General features: G+C 60.8%; 18 protein-coding genes and 1 pseudogene. 14 read left to right on the forward strand and 5 right to left on the reverse strand.

What is annotated here, in order from left to right:
* Nucleotides 1-565: 565 nt before the first annotated feature.
* From HMPREF2674_RS00455 to HMPREF2674_RS09635, 4 genes and pseudogenes are all read left to right on the forward strand, one after another.
* Nucleotides 566-1,519, forward strand: coding sequence for a hypothetical protein (locus HMPREF2674_RS00455; protein WP_070824538.1), 954 nt, complete (start codon nt 566-568; stop codon nt 1,517-1,519).
* 768 nt (nt 1,520-2,287) lie between these two features.
* The gene (locus tag HMPREF2674_RS00460) at nt 2,288-2,647 is read left to right on the forward strand and encodes a Cd(II)/Pb(II)-sensing metalloregulatory transcriptional regulator CmtR (protein WP_049331677.1); all 360 of its coding nucleotides are present in this window, start codon (nt 2,288-2,290) and stop codon (nt 2,645-2,647) included.
* On the forward strand, nt 2,644-3,288 hold the full coding sequence (locus tag HMPREF2674_RS00465; protein WP_070824539.1) for a cation diffusion facilitator family transporter: 645 nt from the start codon (nt 2,644-2,646) through the stop codon (nt 3,286-3,288). The genes HMPREF2674_RS00460 and HMPREF2674_RS00465 overlap by 4 nt, the downstream gene beginning before the upstream one ends.
* Nucleotides 3,289-3,326: 38 nt before the next feature.
* Nucleotides 3,327-3,413 (forward strand): annotated as a pseudogene (locus HMPREF2674_RS09635) (luciferase); the annotation flags it as partial.
* A gap of 262 nt (nt 3,414-3,675) precedes the next feature.
* On the opposite strand, the gene HMPREF2674_RS00475 reads toward HMPREF2674_RS09635, so the two are convergent.
* Together HMPREF2674_RS00475 and HMPREF2674_RS00480 are read right to left on the reverse strand one after the other, a co-directional pair.
* Complete coding sequence (locus HMPREF2674_RS00475) at nt 3,676-4,224, reverse strand: pyrimidine dimer DNA glycosylase/endonuclease V (RefSeq protein ID WP_070824540.1); 549 nt, start codon at nt 4,222-4,224, stop codon at nt 3,676-3,678.
* A 2-nt stretch (nt 4,225-4,226) separates the two neighbouring features.
* Nucleotides 4,227-5,987, reverse strand: coding sequence for a DUF7059 domain-containing protein (locus tag HMPREF2674_RS00480; protein WP_246826137.1), 1,761 nt, complete (start codon nt 5,985-5,987; stop codon nt 4,227-4,229).
* 99 nt (nt 5,988-6,086) lie between these two features.
* On the opposite strand from HMPREF2674_RS00480, the gene HMPREF2674_RS00485 reads away from it, so the two are divergent.
* The 5 genes from HMPREF2674_RS00485 (at nt 6,087) to HMPREF2674_RS09475 (ending at nt 13,143) form a co-directional block, all read left to right on the forward strand.
* Nucleotides 6,087-6,533 (forward strand): pyridoxamine 5'-phosphate oxidase family protein, encoded by a 447-nt coding sequence (locus tag HMPREF2674_RS00485; protein WP_070634905.1) that lies wholly within the window; start codon nt 6,087-6,089, stop codon nt 6,531-6,533.
* Between the two features lie 303 nt (nt 6,534-6,836).
* The gene (topA, locus tag HMPREF2674_RS00490) at nt 6,837-9,653 is read left to right on the forward strand and encodes a type I DNA topoisomerase (RefSeq protein ID WP_070824542.1); all 2,817 of its coding nucleotides are present in this window, start codon (nt 6,837-6,839) and stop codon (nt 9,651-9,653) included.
* 274 nt (nt 9,654-9,927) lie between these two features.
* Nucleotides 9,928-10,899: a Ppx/GppA family phosphatase gene (locus tag HMPREF2674_RS00495; RefSeq protein WP_070824543.1), complete on the forward strand. Its 972-nt coding sequence runs from the start codon at nt 9,928-9,930 to the stop codon at nt 10,897-10,899.
* A gap of 180 nt (nt 10,900-11,079) precedes the next feature.
* Nucleotides 11,080-12,198: a hypothetical protein gene (locus HMPREF2674_RS09210; protein ID WP_141761771.1), complete on the forward strand. Its 1,119-nt coding sequence runs from the start codon at nt 11,080-11,082 to the stop codon at nt 12,196-12,198.
* A gap of 396 nt (nt 12,199-12,594) precedes the next feature.
* Entirely contained in the window at nt 12,595-13,143 is a 549-nt protein-coding gene (locus HMPREF2674_RS09475; protein WP_070824544.1) for a DUF6609 family protein, read from the forward strand.
* Between the two features lie 75 nt (nt 13,144-13,218).
* Here the strand turns inward: HMPREF2674_RS09475 and HMPREF2674_RS00505 are convergent, their stop codons facing one another.
* Entirely contained in the window at nt 13,219-14,457 is a 1,239-nt protein-coding gene (locus HMPREF2674_RS00505) for a chloride channel protein (RefSeq protein ID WP_246826138.1), read from the reverse strand.
* 499 nt (nt 14,458-14,956) lie between these two features.
* Between HMPREF2674_RS00505 and proC the strand changes: the two genes are divergently transcribed.
* Complete coding sequence (proC, locus tag HMPREF2674_RS00510) at nt 14,957-15,802, forward strand: pyrroline-5-carboxylate reductase (RefSeq protein WP_070824546.1); 846 nt, start codon at nt 14,957-14,959, stop codon at nt 15,800-15,802.
* A 215-nt stretch (nt 15,803-16,017) separates the two neighbouring features.
* On the opposite strand, the gene HMPREF2674_RS00515 is transcribed toward proC, so the two are convergent.
* Nucleotides 16,018-16,680, reverse strand: coding sequence for a potassium channel family protein (locus HMPREF2674_RS00515; RefSeq protein WP_049331713.1), 663 nt, complete (start codon nt 16,678-16,680; stop codon nt 16,018-16,020).
* The gene (locus HMPREF2674_RS00520) at nt 16,673-18,322 is read right to left on the reverse strand and encodes a TrkH family potassium uptake protein (RefSeq protein WP_070824547.1); all 1,650 of its coding nucleotides are present in this window, start codon (nt 18,320-18,322) and stop codon (nt 16,673-16,675) included. The genes HMPREF2674_RS00515 and HMPREF2674_RS00520 overlap by 8 nt, the downstream gene beginning before the upstream one ends.
* A gap of 504 nt (nt 18,323-18,826) precedes the next feature.
* On the opposite strand from HMPREF2674_RS00520, the gene HMPREF2674_RS00525 reads away from it, so the two are divergent.
* The 4 genes from HMPREF2674_RS00525 (at nt 18,827) to HMPREF2674_RS00535 (ending at nt 23,409) form a co-directional block, all read left to right on the forward strand.
* On the forward strand, nt 18,827-20,074 hold the full coding sequence (locus HMPREF2674_RS00525; RefSeq protein ID WP_070824548.1) for an ArsR/SmtB family transcription factor: 1,248 nt from the start codon (nt 18,827-18,829) through the stop codon (nt 20,072-20,074).
* Nucleotides 20,075-20,159: 85 nt separating this feature from the next.
* A complete protein-coding gene (locus tag HMPREF2674_RS00530; RefSeq protein WP_070824549.1) occupies nt 20,160-22,274 on the forward strand; it encodes an FCD domain-containing protein in 2,115 nt (704 codons plus the stop codon).
* Between the two features lie 251 nt (nt 22,275-22,525).
* The gene (locus HMPREF2674_RS09030) at nt 22,526-22,624 is read left to right on the forward strand and encodes a 30S ribosomal protein bS22 (RefSeq protein WP_005504750.1); all 99 of its coding nucleotides are present in this window, start codon (nt 22,526-22,528) and stop codon (nt 22,622-22,624) included.
* Nucleotides 22,625-22,719: 95 nt separating this feature from the next.
* Nucleotides 22,720-23,409 carry a histidine phosphatase family protein gene (locus tag HMPREF2674_RS00535; protein WP_049346879.1) on the forward strand — a complete coding sequence of 230 codons (690 nt, stop codon included), beginning with the start codon at nt 22,720-22,722 and terminating at the stop codon, nt 23,407-23,409.
* Nucleotides 23,410-23,489 lie beyond the last annotated feature (80 nt).

The following is a 23,489-nucleotide window of genomic DNA, read 5'->3' on the forward strand; positions in this document are numbered from 1 at the left end:
AAAGGTGGGGGAGCGGGTTTTTCCCTGTGTTTCATAAAGTCGTCCGACTTGTTGATTTGACGGGGCAGGGCAGCACTTTCGAGTAATATTTGTGTTGGGTAGGCAAAGGTGATAAACGTCACGATAATAGTGGCGACTCTCTTCTTCTGCCTGAAGGTAAGTGTTGGCTTCGGGGGTGAAGAGTGTGGTTTTTTGTGGCTTTCTACAAGAATAAATACCCGGAAAAAGGGGTATTGCCTGTTGTGGGCTATATTAAAGCCACATATTTCTCCGCACTGAAAATAAATAATTCAAAGCGTATAAATGCAATTTATTTAAAAATTTTATTTAATGCATCTCAATGCATTTTTATTATCTTTTGAATATGCCTAGTCTTAACACGCCACCCAGATTTTCCAACGACGATGAACCGTCGTGAAAAGGGTAGATCGAGTGCTCATCCGGAGAGCCCGGAGATAAGAGCGTTCTTCCAGGTGGATACTTCTTCCTGTACCGACCCTTTCAGAGCATCTTCGGTAGTGCATCGTGAATTATCACTCAACATACGAGATAAGGACTAGTCCTCATGACTTCTGAAAAATCCTCTATCGAGGCTCAGCAGCCCGGTTTGAGCCGCCGCCAGTTGGCAGCCGGTGCAGCCTGGGCAACCCCCGTTATCGCCGCATCCGCTGTCGTTCCGGCATATGCTGCCAGCACCGGTGATACTGCCGGCAGCGAATACGGTCTCTTCGTGACCACCGCTTATAACGGTGGTTTTGTCGGTTACACCCACAGTGATGACGCTGGTTTTAATGGCCCCACCAGCCCCCAGGCATACTGGGCTAACGGTGGCACCTATACCCCGACCATGAATGTTACTTCTGAAGGCTGCTTCACCGATGGTATGGCAAAGGTTGGCGCGGGTAGCTACACTCCTGTGACCAACTCTGGTAGCGGTTCTAACGGTGGTTATGTTAGCTCGACCGGCTTCTGGTTCTCTGTGCCCACCACTGCGGTGAAGACCGGTACCGGTTACGTCTCTGGTTCTAAGGCAGTTCTGAAGGCGGGTGCGCGTTTCAGTACCCTGGTGACCGTGGTCGTCCCGACTACCTCCAACTGGAAGTGGACTCTCAACAATATTGCCCTTCAGGGATCCGCTCAGAAGTGGACTAAGGCTCTCAATGGCCGCATGAGCGATTTGAACGCTACCGCTCCGTACCTGGGTACCGCGAACGTGGCTGGCACCTGGAATGCTTCTGTGCCGACCATCAAGGATAACGGCGACGGCACCGCAACCTTTACCGGCACGATTACTTACACGACCAGCCGAGATTACACTCTGACCCAGACCGGTTCTAAGTACTACGGTCAGGTTGTTATCCTGCCCGGTGTAATTGAAGTTTACCCGGGATACGGTTTTAAGAGCTTCTCCCTGACCTCGCAGGTGGAATCGGCTACCATCACCTACTCGGGTGCTGAGGTGCCGAACGTTCAGCTGAATAACGAGCTGCAGACCACCGCTACTATTCGTAGCTGTTAATCCCAGGGATAAGTCTTCTACATTAGGCAGTTGAGAGGAAGAAAACAGGGAATATATTGGCGCCGACGTTAGGCGTAGACGGTACATCAAGCGCTACGCGGACGACGGTATATGCACCGCTCCTGTAGAAGTTGCACCCTGTGGATGAGAGTGACCGCACGGAGCATATCAAAGCAGGCAGACGGTGTTTGACACCCCGAGTGAAATGAAAAATTGGGTTGAGGTAGCTTAGAGGAAGAACACGCTTTACCCCGGTTTCATGACGCACTTCGAGGAGTCTTTTAGATAACGTGCAGATGCGTCGGTTTTTAACCCCTATAGTCTTCAAATTCTGCCGATAGGGTCCGGGGTCAATCCCGTGCTATACGTGGCTTATTGCGGTGCTACCCGGTGTAGAAGACAGCCCTCAGCCACATCGGTAAAGCCTCGCCCCCCGTAGTTCGGGGGCGGGGTTTTACCGCGCTTTAGAGCTTTCGCAAGTGTTTTCAGATGCAGAAGTTCTAGAATCCCTCTGCCTAGAAATCCCTCTGTCTAAAAGTCCTTCGTCTTTTCCCAAGGCTCAATAGCGCCCGGAACCACCTCAAAGAGCGGATGCGCACACGCCGCCAGCTCGCCGCGTGCCGCGCCAGCGTGCCGCCGTCGCTTCCGTGATGGGCGGTGGTCGCTGATGAGCGCGAACTCTGCCGCCTCCCGAGGGCAAGGGCGCAGAGCACGTGCGGCAGCCCGCACAAGTGGACAATTGGTCAGTTATCACTGTATAGTCATCGTATGCTGACTATTGCTTCACACCTCGACGTCATGAACCGGCTCGGCCGCGCCATGGCCGACCCGACACGTTCCCGGATTCTGATGACCCTCCTCGGCGGCCCGAGCTATCCAGCCGTGCTCTCGCGCGAGCTGGAGCTGACCCGCTCGAACGTGTCCAACCACCTGACCTGCCTGCGCGATTGCGGAATCGTCGTCGCCGAGCCCGAGGGCCGCCAGACGCGCTACGAGATTGCCGACCCGCACCTCGCCGCGGCACTGACGTCCCTGATCGACGTCACGCTCGCGGTGGACGAGGCCGCGCCGTGCATCGACCCGGCATGCTCGGTGTCGGGCTGCTGTGGAACGGCGGCGGGAGCATGAGCGAGACCCTGACCACCGCGCGCCGCGCGATGCTGCACCGGCGCGTCCGCTTCATCGTCGGCTTCACGATCACGTACAACGTAATCGAGGCAATCGTCGCAGTCTGGGCAGGCGTCCTCGCCTCGTCCGCGGCGCTCATTGGCTTCGGGCTCGACTCGGTTGTCGAGGTACTCTCGGCCGCGGCCGTCACCTGGCAGTTCACCCGCAAGGACCCTGAGCGGTGGGAAACGGTCACCGTCAAGGCCATCGGCATCGCGTTCTTCGCGCTGGCGGCCTACGTCTCGATTGACGCGGTGCTGGCCCTGGTCGGCCAGGAGGGCCCCGACCGCAGCCCGCTGGGTCTCGGTATCACCGCGCTGAGCCTGGTCGTCATGCCTCTGCTGGCGTGGATTGAGGTCCGCACCGGGCGGGAGCTGGGCTCCAAGAGCGTGATGGCCGACGCCAAGCAGCTCATCCTGTGCATCTACCTCTCCGGTGCAGTGTTCATCGGCCTCGTCTTCGACAGCCTGTTCGGCTGGTGGTGGGCTGACTCGGTCGCGGCGCTGGTCGTGGCGGTGCTCGCGGTGCGCGAAGGCCTGGAGGCCTGGCGCGGCGACGTCGAGTCGCCGTTCGAAGTGCTAGAGGACCTCGAAGACGACTGACCCGTCACTCGACGATGAAGAGCCAGTGCTGTAACCCAGACATGCGCTACGAAAACCCGCTCTACATGGCTGAACTTGCCGCCATGGCCGATCTCATTGCGGCGGGTCGACTGCAGCTGGGTGTGGACTTCAACCTGAAGATGCTGGACGCAATCGTGAAGGAGATCAAGCCCGCGCTGACCACCAAGTAAAGGTCCTGGGGTGAAGGTCATGAGGTAAAGACCCCGTGCCAAGCTGTTTCCAGCGCTCTGTAACGCGCTGAGATGTTTGTTCCCATACAGCTTGAGCCATACATACAGCGATACCCCGGCAGGCACCCGCAAGGGTTCCGCCGGGGCATTACTATGCTCACGTTCTTAGAAATCCTTCTGTCTAGAATCCCTCTGTCTAGAAAACTTTCGTCTTTTCCCAGGGCTCAATAGCGCCCGGAACCACCTCAAACAGCGGATGCGCACACGCCGCCAGCTCCCCGCGTGCCGCCAGGCGCTCGCTCAACCGATGCTCCCACTCGGGGTCACGCCCAGCCACCTTGTGCCGCAGAAAGGCGAGCTCGTACTCCAACTGACCCAAAGGAACGGGAATATGCGCGACCGAAGCGTACGGGTTTCCTGCCTTGTCGGCGCAGTTTTTACCTGTGCCGTTTTTGCCTGCGCTATTTTTGTTTGTGCTATTTTCGCCCGCACCGTGTTCGCCCGCACCAATCAGTGCGCGGTTGAACGAGTAGCCGCGGGCATCCGCCTCATCCGCCAACCCGCACAGGTAGGTGGCAACCGCCTCCAGCGGCTGCGGGTGCGCGCGAAAACGAATCAGCTGCGGATGGTTCGTGTACCCGCGAGTCAGACCCCGCAGAACCTTCTGCGCCAGCAGGGTTTCACGCCAGCAGGCGACCAGGGCGCGCCGATCAAGCAGGGAGGGGTGAAGGGACCAAATACGCACGCCTAGCCCTGCGCTTCTGCCGCATATACCTCAGCGGCATTTTCGTCAGCCGATGCTGCGCCCGCGTGCTCGTCGCTAAAGTGCAGGAAGCTCTTGAGCACCAGTTCGCGCACCGCGTGCAGCAGGGTATCGCGCGGATGCTGTTCCTGCGTACCGCGCGAGGCGGCGGCCGCCTCGTCGTATTCGGGCCAGGAGAGCAGCATCGCAAGAGCCGCCACGATCTGACCCACGGCCAGCTCGCCATCGCTCGCGGAAGTGAAACCCGCCGTCTCGGTGGAGAGCAGCTGGGTGCGGCACAGACCCGATCCGGCACGCAGCAGAATAACGCTCGGGTGCTCGGCGCCGGGTCGGCCGTGGCGTTCCTCGGTGACGTCCTCGGCGACCTCCAGATGCGCGGCGAGGAGCGCCTCGTCGTCCATGGCGGCCAGGCGGTCGTAGCGGCGCACCGATTCGGTGAGGGAGCGGGCGATGGGTTGCTGAATCGGGTAGGTAATCTCCTCGAAACGCTGCAGGGGCTCGGTCACGCCTGCCGCGGTCACCTCGCCGGGGCGGCGCAGCCAAATCATACCGAAGCCAATAGAATGAACGTTCCGGGATTCGAAGTCGTTCAGATACGCCAGGTAGGTCTGCTCGTAGTGCTTGCGGTCGCGGTTCTCGCTCGCATCCTTCAGCCAGGTCTCGGCGTAGGACTCGGGGCTCAGCGTCTCGCGCTGAATAATCCAGGCCTCGGCGTCGGCATCTTCAACCCAGGCGCGCACGCGCTCGTCCCAGGAACGCGGCTGCGAGGGGTCCTCGGAATCGCGAATAATCTCCCAGTTGCCCAGCATCTGCGCGCGGCCGCCGGGCACCAGAACCGAGGGCAGGCGGCGCACCATCGTGCTGACAATCTCGTCGCCGGGCAGGCCGCCGTCGCGGTAGGTGAACTGCTCCTCGGCGCTCTCACCGGCCACGCGCGGGGTAATCACGAACGGCGGGTTCGACACCACCAGGTCGAAGCGTTCACCGGCCACCGGGTCCAGCAGGGAACCCTCACGCAGGCTCACGCGATCCTGCGGGTTCTGCGGGTCGATATCAAGAGCGGGAGCGTTCAGCAGCAGGTTAAAACGGGTGAAGGCCAGGGCGCGCTCCGAAATATCGGTGGCGGTCACGTGACGCGCGTGAGCCAGCAGGTGGAAGGTCTGAATACCGCAGCCGGTACCCACATCCAGGGCACGCTCGACGGGGGTGCGCTCGGTAATCTGCGCCAGGGTCAGGGACGCGTGACCGATGCCGAGCACGTGATCCTTGCGGAGCACGCCGGGACGCTGATGCGCGCCCAGGTCCGCGGCCACATAAATCTCGGTGCCGTCGTCGGCGGCGTGCGGGCGCAGGTCAACGCTCGCGGTCCAGCGACCTGCCGCGTCGCGCTCAATCAGGGAGGCCTCCGCGAAGTCCTGCAGGGTCTCGCCGAAGACCTCTGCGGCCTCCGCCTCGGTCAGCGGGCGGGCCAGCAGGAAAAACGCCAGCAGGCGCGCCAGGTTCTTCTGTTCCGCACTGTACTCGCCGCGCAAAATCTGCTCGACACGCCAAATTCCGGGGACCACCTGGTCGCGGGCCATCGCATCCGCGGCGTTCGCGCCCAGAAGCTCCTGCACGGCGTCGTACGTGTAGTTCAGGGCAGTGAGGTGCTCGCGCAGGCGCACGAGGCGGGCGTAGTCGTCGCTGCGGGGCGCATCCGCAACAGCGGCGTACTCGGGGGCGAAGTCGGGGGCAGAAATACTCATGCACACCATTCTACGCACCGGGCCCACACCACCTTCCCGTTATCCACAGCGACCCGCCGCTGCCCTGACGCGGGCCCAACATCGCATACACTGTAGAGCATGAGCAATCTCTACCCCGATGAAAGCATCAGCGCCGAGAAATGCTGGGAACGCCTGCACGCGAACACCCTCGGCCGACTCGTCATGACCGACGGGCAGCACGTCGACGTGCTCCCCGTGCTCTACGCCGTGGCCAACCAGGAAATTTACATCCGCACCACCCGCGGCAATAAGTTCTCCTCCGTGGTGGTCAGCCGCCGCGTCGCCTTCGAAATCGACGAAACCCTCGAGGACGGCATCCGCTCGGTCATCGTGGTCGGCGTCGCCCACTGGCTCCCGCCCGAGATGACCCCGCAGATCGTGCGCACCTTCGACCTGCCGGACTCCGACACGCACGAAATGCAGTGGGTGCGCATCGCGCCGCAGACCGTGTACGGCCGCGAATACCCGCTACTGCCCGCATACCTGGACGGCACCCACCCCGACTCTGATACCCTCACCAGCTAGCGGTTAGCGTCCACACCCCGGAAAACGCGGCCCCGCAGGATCCCCGGTGAGCACGTCAACGGGTGCCCCGTGCACCAATCAGTCCACCGGTACCGTATGATGGAGCGAGTACCCTGCGACCACCGCGTCTCAGCGCACACACGGTGCGGGGCGCAACCTCGACCCCCGCTCCGGGAGTCCAACACACTAATCGCTCAACGAAACACCTCACCCATCGTATTGAACCGCCCCGACCGCCCGGACCGGGCGTTCGTGTGGGTTATGGTTGAATACGTAGCGACAACACATAGATAGAGGAGTGCCGTGCCCGCTCAGGCCAAGAATGGAAAAGCCCTGCTAATCGTGGAGTCCCCCTCCAAGGTCAAGACCATTAGCGGCTACCTCGGCGAGGACTACCTGGTCGACTCGTCCATGGGTCATATCCGTGACCTTCCGCAGCCCTCCGAGCTGCCCGAAAACCTCAAGAAGGGGCCCTACGGCAAGTTCGCGGTCGACGTTGAAGACGGCTTCGAACCCTACTATGTGGTCAACCCCGACAAAAAGAAGAAGGTTACCGAGCTCAAGCGCAAGCTCAAAGAGGTCGACGCGCTCTACCTGGCAACCGATGGTGACCGCGAGGGTGAGGCCATCGCGTGGCACCTGAAGGAAGTCCTCAAGCCCAAGGTGCCCGTCTACCGCATGACCTTCCCCGAAATCACCCGGGAAGCCATCCAGCGTGCCTTCGGCGAACTGCGCGACATCGCCCTGCACCTGGTCGATGCGCAGGAGACCCGCCGCATCCTCGACCGTATCTACGGTTACGAAATTTCCCCCGTGCTCTGGCGCAAGGTCGGTCGCGGCCTCTCTGCAGGCCGCGTGCAGTCCGTCGCGACCCGCCTCGTGGTTGAGCGCGAACGCGAACGCATGGCCTTCGTCGCCGCCAACTACTGGGACCTGTCCGGCCGCTTCCTGAACGCGACCTCCGAGGGCTTCGACGCCAAGCTCGTCGCCGTGGACGGCAACCGCATCGCCACCGGCAAGGACTTCGCTGACGACGGCACCCTCAGCTCCTCCAAGGTCACCCACCTGAACGAGGAAGCCGCCCGCGCGCTCGCCGCCGCCCTGCAGTCAGCGGCGTTCTCGGTGCGTTCGGTCGAGACCAAGCCGTACAAGCGCCGCCCGGCAGCGCCGTTCACGACCTCCACCCTGCAGCAGGAAGCCGCACGTAAGCTGCGCTTCTCCTCTCGCGTGACCATGCAGGTTGCGCAGCGCCTGTACGAGAACGGTTACATCACCTACATGCGCACCGACTCGGTTGCGCTGAGCGATCAGGCCGTCAAGGCCGCACGCCGCCAGGCCTCCGAGCTGTACGGCGCCGAGTTCGTGCCCTCCGCACCGCGCGTGTACACCTCCAAGAGCAAGAACGCACAGGAAGCCCACGAGGCAATCCGCCCCGCGGGTGACACCTTCCGCACCCCGGACGCTGTGCGCGGCTCCCTGTCCAACGACGAGTTCCGCCTCTACGAGCTGATCTGGAAGCGTACCGTCGCCTCCCAGATGGCCGACGCGACCGGTTCCACCGCCTCCGTGCGCCTGGGCGCCGTGGCATCTAACGGTCAGGACGCCGAGTTCGCCGCATCCGGCACCGTCATCACCTTCCGCGGCTTCCTCGCCGCCTACGAGGAGGGCGTTGACGCATCTCGCGTGGCCGAGCGTGAGGCGAAGGATGCCGAGAAACGCCTGCCGAACCTGACCGCCGGCGAGGCTCTGACCGCAGAGGCGATTGAGCCCGCCGGTCACGAGACCCTGCCGCCCCCGCGCTACACCGAAGCCTCCCTCGTGAAGACCCTGGACGAGCTGGGCATTGGCCGTCCGTCCACCTACGCGGCGGTTATTTCGACCATCATGGACCGCGGATACGTGAACGTTCGTTCTGGTTCGCTGATTCCCTCCTGGACCGCGTTCTCCGTGGTGCGCTTGCTCGAATCGAGCTTTGGCCCCTACGTGAACTACGAGTTCACCGCGCAGATGGAAGAAGACCTCGACCGCATCGCGCGCGGCGAGGAGTCCCGCGTCGAGTGGCTGGACGAGTTCTACTTCGGCGGCGACTCCAAGCGCGGCCTGAAGCCCATCGTCGACAATCTCGGCGAGATTGACGCCCGCAGCATCAACTCCATCCCGATTGCGGACGGCATTGTGCTGCGCGTGGGCAAGTTCGGCCCCTACCTGGAGGCCGAGGGCACCCTCGACACCGAGACCGGCGAGCTGACCGAGCCGGTCCGCGCGAACGTGCCGGCCGACCTGGCACCGGACGAGCTGACCGAGGCGAAGGCCCGCGAACTGCTCGAACAGGGCAAGTCCGACGGCCGTGTGCTCGGCGTGGACCCGGTCTCCGGCAACCAGATTGTGGCTCGCGACGGTCGCTACGGTCCCTACGTCACCGAGGTGATCGAGGAGATGACCGAGGAGCAGATTCAGGCGTACCTGGACGCGCAGCCGACCGAATACTACAAGAACGGCAAGCCCAAGCCGAAGAAGAAGCCGAAGCCCGCCAAGCCTCGTACCGCGTCCCTGTTCAAGTCCATGGACCTGGCAACCGTGACCCTCGAGCAGGCACTGCAGCTGATGAGCCTGCCGCGCGTGCTCGGTACCGACGCTGAGGGCGTGGAAATCACCGTGCAGAACGGCCGCTTTGGCCCGTACCTGAAGAAGGGCACGGACTCCCGCTCGATTGGCAGCGAGGACGAGATCTTTACGATTACGCTGGAGCAGGCGCTGGAGATTTACTCCCAGCCGAAGCAGCGCGGTCGTGCGGCGGCTAAGCCTCCGCTGGCTGAGCTGGGCGTGGACCCGGTCAGTGAGAAGAAGATCGTGGTGAAGGACGGCCGCTTTGGCCCGTACATTACTGACGGTATTACGAACATTACGGTTCCGCGTGCGGAGTCGGTCGAGTCGCTGACCCACGAGCGCGCGGTGCAGCTGCTTGCTGACAAGCGCGCGAAGGGCCCGGTCAAGCGTAAGACCGCCGCGAAGAAGACCACCACGGCTAAGAAGACGACTGCAAAGAAGACGACCGCAAAGTCTACTACCGCGAAGAAGACGACCACTCGTAAGACCGCGGCGAAGAAGACCGCCGAGTAGCTCTTCTACTTGAAGGCGCAGGATGTGCCCCCTGAACCCCATAGCGGGGTGGGGCGCCTCCTGCGCCTTTTGCGTGCTCGGGTTTTTGCGTGTCCGGGGGACGTTTGTGCCCGGGATGTTCGGCGCGTTTTTATGCCCTCGCTGTGCTGATGCTGGGCATCCGCCCGGATTGTTTGCGGAGTGAGCCGCGCCTCTGACAGACTGGAAGAGGCGCCGCACCTGCGGTACCGCACACAGATAGTATCCCGCCGCGGGCGGGGGAGGGGAGCGCATCGTGCGCCTGGGAGTTCTGGATGTCGGGTCGAATACGGTCCACCTGCTACTGATTGACGGCAGCCCTGGAGCGCGCCCCGAACCGTACGCGTCCCATAAGATTCCGCTGCAGCTCGTGCAGTACCTCGACGCTGAGGGCAATATTTCGCAGGAAGGTGCGGACGCACTGACCCGCTTTGTGACCAGCGCCCGCGACTTCGCTATCGAGAATGAGGCGGAGGACCTGCTGGCGTTCTCAACGAGCGCTATCCGTGAGGCGGGTAATGGCGCATCGGTGCTACAGCAGGTGCGTGAGCAGACCGGCGTGAGCCTGAACGGTATTTCGGGTGATCAGGAGGCGGCGATTACGTACTTTGCGGTGCGCCGCTGGCAGGGCTGGGGCGCGGGCCGCATCCTTGATTTTGATATTGGTGGCGGCTCTTTCGAGTTTTCGACGGGTACGAATGCATTGCCGGATGCGGCGATGAGCGTGCCGTTGGGCGCGGGTCGTCTGACGCGTGAGTTTTTTGATGAGCAGCCGCCGAAGCCGAAGCAGGTGAAGCGTCTGCGTAAGTATGTGCGTGAGCAGATTGCCCCGGTCGCGGAGAATCTGTTGCAGTATGGCACGCCGGATATGACGGTGGGTACGTCGAAGACGTTCCGTTCGTTGGCGCGTATTTGTGGTGCGGCGCCGTATTCGGCGGGCCCGCACGTGAAGCGTGAGATGCACCTGCAGGATTTGCGCCTGTGGACTCGTCGTATGGAGGCGATGACGGTGTCTGAGCGTAGCGATTTGCCGGGTGTTTCGAAGGCTCGTGCGGAGCAGATGCTGGCGGGCGCTATCGCTGCGGAGGCGGCGATGGAGGCGTTCGGGGTTGAGACGATGCGCGTGTGCCCGTGGGCGCTGCGTGAGGGCCTGATCTTGAAGCGTATTGAGCACCTGGCGGAGGGCACGGGTACTCCGGTCAACCCGAAGACCCTCCTGGGCGCTTAACCCCATGATGATGAACCCCGCAGGCTGGTGCGTAATGGGCACCCGCCTGCGGGGTTCAAGTTGTACTTTATTGTTTCGTGATAATCTGTGAACGTTGACGGCTGTACAGCGATGTAAAACGCGGCTGTCTAGGAAGTTTATCCACCAACAAAGTTGTCGGAAAGGAATGAGTAATAAACCATGAACTTACTATATTTAGCTAATGTCGTAGTTGCCGAAGTGGGTGGGGACTACTACTGGCATTGGACTCATGACCAGGAAATTGGCAAAGCGCTGGTTGCTGCTTGTGCAACGATTGTCGCAGCACTTATAGCTATCATTGGTGTTGCCCTGACTGCCCGTAAGACAACGCAGCAGATGGAGCTATCCAAACAAGGAACACCCCCTGAGCTAACTCGATACAAAGAATGGCTTGAAGTATCGGAGAAGTACAAAGATCTTGTTAATTCAACAAATGTTCATATCTTGGGTAAAAGTTTATCTGAGTATCAAGAGATTGAGTCTTCGCGAGAGGAAGCTCTCAAGCGTGCAATCTGGGAGAGGAAGGTTCTTTCCGCTTGTCCTAATATACGTGGACAGAAACGGCTCCTAAATATTCCGGCAAGTCTGGTCATACACGGTGATAAAGAAATTAGTTCTCTGCCAAACTTTAGATACGGTAAATATCTTTGGCTAGAGGCTCTAATTGTTGTGCCGGTACTTGTGGGAATGTTGATTACCATGGTTATGCTCACTGTTTCATTTATTATCCGTCTTCTATCGGGTGATGAAGATTTTATCGGGTCGACTATATCATTTATGCTTAATTTTCTGCTCTGCCTGTACGGCTTGAGTTTTTGGGTCAATGCAGCTGAGACTACACGGATTAATCTTTCAGGGGAACAGTTCGCTGAGTGTGGCTATCTTCGTATTCTTCAGGAGAATCTGCCAAGCGATAAATTCGAGGATTTGTTTAAATCTTCTTCAAATAAAATTAATAATTCGCAGAGATGTTTCTTTGCTCTTTGGGATGATAATTATCGTAACTTCGTTTATTATCCTAAACGGGTGGAGGGTAAGTTTGCATTTATTTTGGAATCAATTATTTTTGGTCTTCCCTATTGGATTATAAATATTAGGCATAAGAGTCGTGGATACAACTACGGTGAATATAGACCAGAAATTTTTGGATTTGTAGAGGGAACTTCAGGGGGAGACCAAACTGGGCAAGATAAAAATCTGAAAGGTAAAAAATCCTCCATGAGCAGGCGGTTGGTTCTGCGGATTTCTAAAAAGTGGGAATCCCTGAGTCGTGGTTAATAAATTTTGGCTAAACCCCCGTCCTCTACGGCTTCTCATCGTCAAGGAGCCATAACCCCCTCCAGGATTTGTGTCATGGTTTAGCGTCTTCTGCCATGGTTTTTAACTACGACCAAAGACGCTAACCTATGGCACAAATCCGTAACCCATGACCGAATTTCCATCCGGCACCGAGCAACCCAAGCAAAACAGAGCGGCCCCGGACGCACACACGCATCCAGGGCCGCCTCTTTCGCTTTTTGACGAATTCTCTATTGTCATTTTGATACAATCATAGGAGATGTAATTAATAGTCAGAAGGACTGGGTTATATTGATATATTGCAGAATTTTTTCATATTAAAATTTAGTGGCGCGACAAGAGAAATAATCTCACGAGGGACTATTGGAGGTATCGATGGCTTTTCTAAGCTATAACAAAGACGAAAAGTTAGAATTTAACTATAAGAAGGCGTGCGGGCTGTGGCTAATTGTGGTAGCGGCAGTTATAGCAATAGCCACCATGACCGGAGGAAAACAAATAATAAATATGCAAGTATTCAGCATGGGGTACGTCGTCAGCTTTTTCTCAATCAACATGAATAAAAAGGTGCTGAATAACCTGTCTGATGGCCCTTCGAGTGAATTTCAAAAGAAAGTATCTTCACGTGCCGTTATTCTATTGTTTGTCTTAATGGTTTTGTTGGGCGGTCCATTCTTCGCAACTGAAAATTGGAGATTGATTTGGTTGGGAGCGTTGATGGCAACCGCACTGCACTTCTTCCCTTATTATTTTGTGCATGGAAAGTCAATGATATACCTGGGTCTTGCCTGTGCCATTAATGTTTTTGCGGGATATATTTTCACCAACATTCCGTTAGAGGTCATCGCATATATCGACGCGGCAATTAAGCTCGTATTCGGAATGTATCTGCTATTCCTTTCAAAGCCGTCAAAGCAAATTTAAGACAGTTCTTCGGCACCGCAAAACAGGGCGGCCCCGGACGCACACGCATCCGGGGCCGCCCCCTATTTCTGAAAGCTACTTCTTAGAGCCGAAGACTCGCGTCCATGCCCAGCGGGTCAGCACCGCCGTACCCACCGCAACCGCCATCGGCAGCCACGCACTCGCACCCTGACCCGTAAAACCAATCAGCAGAGTCAGCGCAGACAACGGCGCATTCATCGACACACCCAAAAACGCCGCCGTACCCGTCAACGCCGCCGCATACAACACCATCGACGCGCCACCAGGCATCCCTCCCAAAGCAGGGAACGCCCACAGTACCAGCGCCGCAACGCTAAACGCGGCCGCCGCCCCCAACGCCAAACCCGGCGTCAGCGTGCCACCGTACGAGCCCGAACGCAGGCTCAACAGCACCACGGCAGCCTTCGCCACGCACAGAGCCACCACATACCAGGCCACCACCGCAGACAGACCGCCAGCCGTCGCATCCAACGACACATTAAACGTGTGCTGAGTCAGCAGACGACCATTACCCAGAATCTCCGGAAGCCACAGCGAAACCACCGCGACCAGCACAAACGCCACCGGAATACGCCACAGAAGAGAACGGTCCTTCGCCTTAATCTTCTCCGCACGCTGCGACAGCGCCCTAAAACCCAACGCCAACGGAGCCAACACCACACCCGTCAGCGCCGCCACCGTCAGCGTCGTCGCATCCAACGGAAGCTGCGGCACCGGGTACGTCGGCGCATTGACAATCACCAGATTCGCCGTGACCGTCGCCGTCCACACCGTCACCGCACCCACATACAGCGACCGCAGGCTCAGACCCGCGGCCATCGCCTCGATGAGGTACACCAGGCCGCCAATCGGCACCTGATACACAGCCGCCAGGCCGGACGCCGCACCCGCCGCCACCAGCAGGCGACGCTCGCGATCGCCCAGCAGCAGCGAACCATCCGGACGGGTGCCGCCAATACGCTCCAGCAGACGCGCGCACCGACCCGCGGCCAGGGCGCCCAGCTCACGCGGCGCGACCTCCTTACCCACAGGAGAGCCCGCACCCACAGCAACAATCTGAATCACCGAATGCGAAATCTGCCGCCACAGCGACGGGGTACGGTCCTCCTCGGTAGCACCCGCAATCTGCGCCTTCACGCTCACCACGCGCCGACCGCCCGACTGCAGGTAATACCAAACCAGCGCCACGAACGGGCCCAGCGCCGCCAAAACCAGGGCATGACGCGCCGGATCGGCGCCGTCAGTCACCATCGGGTGATGACCCTCAGCCTGACCGAAAGTTAGCTCCTGCATAAAGTCCAGAACATAATGCAGAGCAATCGCGCCCAAGCCGCTGAACACGCCCGTGACCAGCGCGGCAAGGGTCAGCCCCAGCAGGAGGCGAAACGAAAAAGAGCGGAAACCCGCAGGGTTCTGTGGGCTATTCGGGGAAGAATTCGGGGAAGAACCAGTATGAGAAGACATAGAAAAAGGGGTTTGCGTGTTGCGTGCTGTGCGGTGTTGGAGGCTTCATGCCCGGCACAAACTGCCGCGGGTGAAGCTGTTTTCATTCTACGCCCGCTGAATTAAGCCCTCCCCGGCATGCCAGAACGTGAGAAGCGGAGTCCCGCCCATTGGGTCGCGGAGCATGAGGTGAAGCTGCCGCCCTAGAAAACGCGGAAGAAACACGAGCCAGGTCACATGCCCGTAGCCGTACCCGCTATGCTGGAAGGGTACGCCTCCACACGCCCGCCGCGCACAGCACACCGCGCGCTCCCGCAGGGCACAGGCACCCCATTAGGAAGGATCAACGATGACCGCAACTATTGCTTTTCTCGGCACCGGCTCCATGAACGGCTCCATCGCCGCGGGCCTGCTCGCAGCCGGCCACGACCCCGCCCACATCCGCGCCACCGTGCGCACCGAAGAATCCCGCGCTGCCCTCGCCCAGCGCCTCGGCGACAAGGTAGAAATCATCACCACCGGCGGCGAAGCTGACGGCAACCATAGGGCAACCGCCCACGCGGACGTCGTGCTGCTCGGCGTGAAGCCCTACGGCATCGTCGAGCTCGCCCGTGATATCGCACCCGCACTCGCACCGAACGCCGTCGTGGTCTCCGTTGCTGCTGGCGTGACCCTCGAAACCCTCGCCGAGTGCCTTCCCGCAGGTCAGCCCATTGTTCGCTGTATGCCGAACACCCCCTCCTCCGTGGGCAAGGGCGTGCTTGCCATCTCCACCACCGACACCGTGAAGGACGAGCAGAAGAAGCTCGTCGAAGAGGTCCTGGGTACTGTCGGTCTGGTTGTTGAGGTCCGCGAAGATCAGATGGATGCGGTCACCGCCGTCTCCGGTTCCGGCCCGGCATACGCGTTCCTGCTTGCGGAGGCGATGGCAACCGCCGGCGAGAGGCTCGGCCTGGACGCAGACACCGCCCTCAAGCTCGCCAGCGCAACCGTTGCCGGTGCGGGCTTCCTGCTCGACACCAACCCGGATGCGCCCGCCCTGCGCCGCGCAGTGACCAGCCCGAACGGCACCACCGAGCGTGCGCTGAACACCTTCGTGGACGGTGGCCTCTTCCAGCTGACCGAGCAGGCGATGCGCGCCTGCGCGGAGCGTTCGGCGGAAATGAGCCAGCTGTACACCGCTGACGGGGACTAATACCGCTCGGTAGCGTCGCCCGCGCTGGGTAAAACTACTGGGTGAAACTATGAAAACAGCCTCTTCCCGGAACTTCGGGAAGAGGCTGTTTTCTATGTTTCAAATGCGGGCCGCTCAAAATCAGTGGAGCTGGGAGAATAACCGTCGCGGAGCGGGGAAAAGTAACCCACCGCGCCCTCGCGTTCCCGCTCCAACACCGCGCTCTAATAGCGCTCTTAGGGCCGTGCCGCGAAGCGCTCAATCAGGTCCACCTGGCCCGAGACGATCAGAATGTCGCGCGAGTGAATACGAGTCGTGGCGTCCGCGTAGGTGAAGTCCTCGCCGGGGGACTTGATACCGACCACGGACACGCCGTACTTGGCGCGAATATCCGACTCGGCCAGCGTAAAGCCGTGGGTCTCCTTCGGCGGGCGCATCTTCGCGATGGCGAAGTCGTCGTCGAACTCGATGTAGTCCAGCAGGCGACCTGAGACCAGGTGCGCGGCGCGGCGGCCGGCGTCAGCCTCCGGGTAGACCACGTGGTGCGCGCCGATGCGCTCCAGAATCTTGCCGTGCGCGGGGGTGATGGCCTTCGCCCAGATGCGTTCCACGCCCAGGTCCACGAGGTTTGCGGTAATGAGCACGGACGCCTCAATCGAGGTGCCCACACCCACCACGGCGGACCCGAAATCATCTGCACCCAACTGGTGCAGGGTGTCGATATCGGTCGCGTCTGCAGAGACCACGTGGGTCAGCACGCCCGACCACTTCTGCACCAGCTCGGGGTCTTTCTCAATCGCGAGGACCTCCTTGTTCTGCACGCGCAGCTGGGCGGCCACCGCGGAACCGAAGCGGCCCAGGCCAATCACGAGGACGGGATCGTTATGTGCACTAGCCAATGGTGGGCCTTTCTTCGGGGAACTTGTAGAGGCGGCGGCGTGAACGTAGCGCCAGGCCGGTCGCGGCGGTTGTTGTACCCACACGGCCGATGAGCATCAGCACGCTGAGAACGTAGATGCCCGCCGGCGGCAGGTTGGAGGAGAGGCCGTCTGAGAGGCCGCAGGTCGCGAAGGCAGAGATGACCTCGAAGATTACTTCCTTGAGGTCCGCGCCGCTAATAATCAGAATTGTCGCTGAGCCAACACCCACCACGGTAGCACCCATCACGATCACGGAGATGGCAATGCGTAAAGAGGATTCGGGGATGGTGCGGTTGAACGCGACGACCTTCTGATCGCCTCGCGCTTCGGCAAGAATCGACAGGGCAATGACCGCGATGGTGGTGACCTTCACGCCGCCCGCGGTGGAGCCGGAACCGCCGCCAATGAACATGAGCATATCCGTCAGAAGCGTGGAGACGGGGGCGATACTGCTCATATCGACCAGGTTAAAACCGCCCGAACGCATCATCACGGAGGCGAATATCGCGTTGAGAACCTTCTCTCCGGGCGAATAGTTGCCAATGGTGGCGGGGTTGTTCCATTCGAAGAGACCCCAGAAGAACGCGCCAAAAGCAAAGAAAAACAGGGTCGTCACGGTGGTCAGCTTCGCGGTGAGTGACCAGTGCCGGGGGCGGAAAGGATTGCGCTGAATCGCAATGAAAACGGGGAAACCGAGCGACCCCAGGAACACGGCAATACAGATGGGTACGAGTAGGAAAAGATCGTGGCCGTAGGGCACAATGCCGTCGGAGTGCGGGGTGAAACCGGCATTGTTGAAGGCCGAGACAGAGTAGAAAATGCTGTGCCAGATGGCTTGAAAGGGGCCTTCACCCAGGGTCAGGAAACGCGGAATCAGCACGAGCGCAATGATCGCCTCAATGGAGAAGGAAGCATAGGAAACGCTCTTGACGATGCCGCCGACCTCGCCGAGACGGCTGATGTTCAGGTCTTCCTGCGCGATGAGCTTGGTGCGCAGGCCCATCTTGCGGCCGATGGCTAGTGCCAGCAGAGAGGTGATGGTCAGAGTACCCAGACCGCCCACCTGGCAGGCCACCAAAATCATGGCCTGTCCGAAGGTTGACCACTGCTCGGCGGTGGAGACGGTGGTCAGACCCGTAACGGTCACCGCGCTGGTAGAGGTAAAGAAGGCGTGGTGGAAGGGGGCCGGCTGCCCATCGTTGGAAGAGATGGGCAGTAGCAGGGCAAGCGTGAAGAAGATGATGACCAGAAGGAACGCGCCGATTGCGGTACGCGAGGGCGAGGATAGAACGGTTGCGTCAATGAAATCGCGGAAGCGTTCGAGGGTATACCGGTTGAACCCGAGAGGGCCCTTCGGCTGACGGCGGGTACCGGAGTGCTCGTGACGGTCGCGTAACGCGGGCAACCTGTCCAATTTGAGACCCGGGACGCTCGCGAGGACGCTCAGGCCTTCAAGCTCTTCGATGCGCTCGCGGTAGCTCTCGTTATGCTCGCCGGGGCGGTACTTATGCTGAATACCGCTGAGGGAGCTCCAACGGGGGTTGAGAAGATTCTGCGAGCCGTTGCGGCTGCGATAGCGGCGTCGAGGACGGCGCCGGGGGTGACGGAATATGTTTCCCATGCGCCTCCTTCATGAGCTCGTGGACGGGGTGCGCGATGCGGGTGCGAGGATAGAGAAAAGCACAAAATGGTGCCTTCCTAGTGTATCGCGCCGGGCGTTCAGAACCGAGGCGATGGACAGGAGTGAAGGCACACGACGCGGGAGTCTTCGCGCGGGGCCGATGGTTCTTCTGCGGGCTTGCCTTCGCGCTTTTGGGAATTCGAAGGCTATTGAGCCTCGGAACCTCCAGAAATCCACGGGAAACACTATATTCTCTTATAAGAATATTCTGTCTAAAAATTGCCGTGATAACCGTGTATGCCCAATTTCTAATGCTCTGAAACGTTTGGTGGCTATCAAAAGAGCATGTGCCGTGGATTTGGTCGAGATTTCTAGAGAAGACGAGCCAAAACGAACGTGCGAGAGGTTCTTATGGGGTGCAGAGCATAAAAAAATTTAAGGGGATTCTCCGCATCACCCTCATTCTTAGCTTGAGGTGCCCCTATTATATGTCATAATCGCTATATGCATTCTGATGTTTTTTCTGTCATTGCGGACCCTACCCGTCGTCGAATCGTGCGTATCCTCGCCGAGCAAACCCATACGGTGGGTGCTGTTGTTGAAAAGCTGAGCATGAGCCAGCCGACCATCTCAAAGCACCTTAAAGTCCTCCGCGATGCAGACGTCGTCTCCGTGACGGTGGAAGGGCAGCGTCGCCTCTACTCGCTGAACCCCGAGGTGTTCGCAACCGTCACCGATTGGATTAACGAGACGGTTCAGATTGCACGCCGCGCCAGCGAAGCGCCGGTGGCCCTGCCCGGCGGTGCCACCCTGTCTAGCGAACACGCCCCCACAGAAAAGGCCGAAGCCGTCGCCACCGAGCCGGCAGCCGAGAAGGTCGCCGAGCCCAAGGCTGTTGAAGCTCATGAGGTAAAGCCCGCGGCACAGTCCGCAGAGCAGCCTGCAGCCGAGGCCCAGCCCACCGCGGAGGAACTGGAGCAGGAGCGAATCCGTCGTGCCCGCGCCCAGTACATTACCCCCAACACGCGCATCATCGCCCGCCCGGCGCACCCGGCACCCGCCGAAGCATCGCCCGCCGCCGCAAGCGAAACCACTCGAGACTCTGAATCTCAGGCCATCCCCGAGCATGAGGAAGCGGTAGACAGCACCCCGATGCGTCCCTTCACCCCCGCCTCCTATGGCTACGATGCGGGCCGCACCGCCCGCCCCGAGGTGCAGGTTGCTCCCACTGCCACCGCAGAACCCGTCGAGGAACCCGCAAAGAGCGAAAAGCCCGTCGAGAAGACGGAGAGCCCCGCGGTTTCCGTGTCCTCCGGTTACGGCTTCGACTCGGCCTCTTCCTACGGCATCGATCCCGCTGCCGTGGTGGGCGGATCGGTTCAGCCTATCGTCGAGGAAAGCGCAGCTGAGGAAGGCACCGCTGAGGCAAGCGCCGCCGTGGAAGACTCCTCCGAGCGCTCCGAAGAAGCTACCGTAGCGGCTCCTGCAATTGAGCCCGCAGAAGATTCCGCAGCTGCTCCCGCAGAGGATTCTGCGACGGCAGAAGAGGCGTCGGAACAGGCCGAGGGCTCTGAAGAAGCCTCCGAGGAAACCCCCGAGGAACCCGAATCCGCACCTGCCGAGCCCCCGCAGAGCGAACCCGAATACCAGACGATGCCCGCCTACAACTCGGCGTACGTCCCCGCCCAGGAGTCCAAGGAGAAGGAACACCGCGGTGGCCTCTTCGGCTTCCTGCGTGGCCGCCGCCGTTAGCCTACGCATCCTGCGCCCTGCGCGCTACCCCCTGTCCTCAAACACCCACTCTCACTCACCTCTTTAAGCGAAAGACAGCATACACGTGGCTATTCATCGTAAAATTCTGCGCTGGCTCGAGAACGAATTGTTCGAAGGTAATATTCAGCTGGGCCAGGACCTGCCCACGGACAGCGAGATTGCGCGCGCGATTGGCGTGGGACGATCTCGCACCCGCGACGCCCTGCGAACCCTTGAAGACATGGACCTGGTGCAGCTCTACACCGGTCGTGGCAAGGAGATGCTGGTTCACCTGAGTGATGAGCCTGCCGCCGCCGCAAGTGCCGCCCTGCGCCTGCACATGTCGAGCTCGCGCTACCCCACGCGTGACCTGGTGCAGACACGAATTCTGCTGGAGAGCTGGGCGATTGCGCGTATTGATCCGAAGACCGTGTCCTTTGCCGAGATGGACGACGTCCTCGCCCAGATGGAAGACTTCGACCTGTCCATCCGCGATTTCCTGGAGCTTCTGCTGAGCTTCCACCACCAGGTGATGCGTTGCGCCGGCAACGAGCTACTGGTCGGTCTTCTGGCGTCCGTGCGTCAGCCGAGCTTCGAATCGATGCTCTCCCTGGTTGGCCGCATGCCGCTGTGGAGTAGCGCCGTGGAGCGTCTGCGCGCCGAGAGCCGTGCCATTGCCGAGGCCCTGAAGGCCGGCGATGCTGCGACGGCGCGCGCACTGGTGATTGGCCAGCTACGCGGCATGTATTCCGAGGCGGGCATTGACCTGGAGGAAGAAGCGACCTCCGCGAACGGGCTGCCCGGTGAGCCGGCGGCGGCCTCCTTCGCCCCGGTTGAGCTGGAGGATTTTGAGGCCGACGACCTGGTTGAAGATTTCGACGAGGCCATTGCCGATGACCCCTCATTCCCGGATGCAGATTTTGCGGTTGCCAGCGTAGAGGTTTCCGGTGATGCACAGCCCGTTTCGGATGGTCCCGCGGAGGAACCCCGGAGTGAGACCGTTGCGCCCGTGGTTTCGGCCCCCGCACCTGCCGAGGTGAAGGCTCCCGAGCCCGTACAGTCGGTTCAGGCGCAGCCCGCCCGCTCGAAGACCGAGCCCCAGAAGGCCGAGTCTCCGCGCGCCGAGGCCCCCGCCCGCCCGGCGCGCTCCGTGAGCGCGGATGTGCCGCTGAGCTTCGGCACCCCGCACCCCCGCACGGCGACCCGTGCTCCCCAGGCTCAGGTAGCCCAGCCCGCGCAGAGTGCCGGCGCCCCGTGGCAGGGCGGCTCCGCGCAGAACCTTTCCGCGCAGAACACCCCCGAGCCGGCTCGGGCCGATGCCCGTGACGCTCAGCGGACCCTGCAGTCCGCTCCCGCCGAGGAGCCGGCGGAACCCGCAAAGGTTCTGCGTGCGGCATCCGGTACGTCCCGTCGCCGTAGCGGCCAGATTATTTCCCCGGTGCGCGCCACCATCATCAAGCCCGTGGACCGTAGCCACACCCTGGTTGCCCCGAGCGTGCTTGCGTCCCGCGCTGCCGAGCCCGCCGCTTCCTCCGGCGACCGCGTGCTGCGCGCCCCCTCGCGCGAAAGCGTGGAGGCACCCGCTCAGAAGACCGCCGCCCCCGAGTCCGCCCAGCCGGCCGCTCAGCAGGCGCATGAGGAGCCCTCGGTCGAGCCCTCGAACCGTCTAGAGGCGGCCGCGACGCTTCAAGATACCTACGCGATGCTCCCGCACGAGCAGGATCAGGAGCCGGAGCGCCGCGGTCTGCTGTCCAAGATGAAGCGATTCTTCGGCGTGGACGTGTACGAGCCCGCCTCGCGCGGTGCCGAGGAGCAGGCCCCCGAACCGGCTGAAGAAAAGGACGCCGAGGAGAAGGTAACCGCACCGGACGCCGAGGCCCTGGCCCGTGCCGAGGCCGAGCGCGCCGAGCGTCTCAAGGCTTTCCACGCCGCCGCATCCGAGGACTCCGCCGATGAGGAGCCCGAGCCCGCTACCGCTGATTCTGGTGCCCTCGAGGAGCCCGCGGTGGAGGGCTCCGAGGCAGAGCCGGTCGAATCCGTCGAGCCCGGCGAAACCTCCGAGCCCGAGGAAACTACTGAGCCCGGCGAAACCTCCGCACCCGCAAACGCCGATGCCGCTTCTTCAACTCACACCTCTGGCTCCGCCCTGTCGAAGGGCCGTTCCAAGGGCTCGAAGAAGTCCAAGAAGAAGCGTCGCTAGGCTTTCGGAGACACCGTTTTAGCCCGGCTTAGCCCCGGGAAGATCCGGAAAAACGGGGAAAAACTCCTCAAAACCGGCTCTCGAATGGTGAAAATGGGTACAAACCTAGTACTCTAGGTAGGTAGCGCTCCGAAACGCAGGGTATTTCTGTGCCTAAAATGCGTTCCGGATCGGTTATACCGGTATACATATTCCCGGGTAGCTACCGAGTCGAATGGCTCGGCCGGGTACGAGTAAAGTGAGGAAATCCTATGGGTTCCGTTATCAAGAAGCGCCGCAAGCGTATGTCCAAGAAGAAGCACCGCAAGCTGCTTCGTAAGACCCGCCACCAGCGCCGCAACAAGAAGTAAATAGGCTTCTTCAGCCCCGCCCTCTTGCACGAGGAGCGGGGCTTTCGCGTTTTCGCTGTTTGGGGGTGGGGGCCGCTATCTGAGAGACTGGACCCATGACTGAAACTCACACCGTTAAAGTTCATCTCATGCGCCACGGTGAGGTGCACAACCCCGAACGCATCGTGTACGGCCGCCTTCCCGGTTACCGCCTGTCCGAGAAGGGCCGGCAGATGGTGCGTCTGAGCGCCGAGGAGTTCGCGGCACGCGCTGAAGACGGCGCCCGCTTCGTGCACCTGGTCTGCTCACCCCTGCAGCGCACCCGCGAGTCGGCCGCACCCGTTGAGGAGCTGCTGGGGCTGACCGCCCAGCCTGACGAACGCGTCATCGAGGCCGATAACTACTTTGAGGGCCTGCACGTGAACGCGCAGGAGCTTCTGCGCAACCCGCGTCACTGGACGAAGCTCTACAACCCGGCCCGTCCCTCCTGGGGCGAGTCCTACCTGGAGCAGGTACGCCGCATGGCCGCGGCCGTTCAGGATGCCGCCCGTCGCGCCTACGAAATCGGCGGCGAGGGTGCGGAGGCGATCATCGTCTCGCACCAGCTACCGATCTGGATTACTCGCCTGGGTGTGGAGGGTCGCCTGCTGCAGCACGACCCGCGTTCCCGCGAGTGTAACCTCGCCTCGATTACGACCCTCGCGTTCAGCACCGTGGACTTCGAGCACGAGATGCCGCGCTTCGTGGGCTACTCCGAGCCCGCCGCACCGCTGTACGGTGGCGTTATCCAGCTTCCCGGAAGCTAAGTCACGCGCGTTATTCGCGGGTATAGCTAAGGCTGCGGGGCGCATCCATTGAGGGATGCGCCCCGCAGCCTGCGTTAAGA

It is taken from the genome of Rothia sp. HMSC062F03 (assembly GCF_001836905.1).
Classification (GTDB): domain Bacteria; phylum Actinomycetota; class Actinomycetes; order Actinomycetales; family Micrococcaceae; genus Rothia; species Rothia mucilaginosa_A.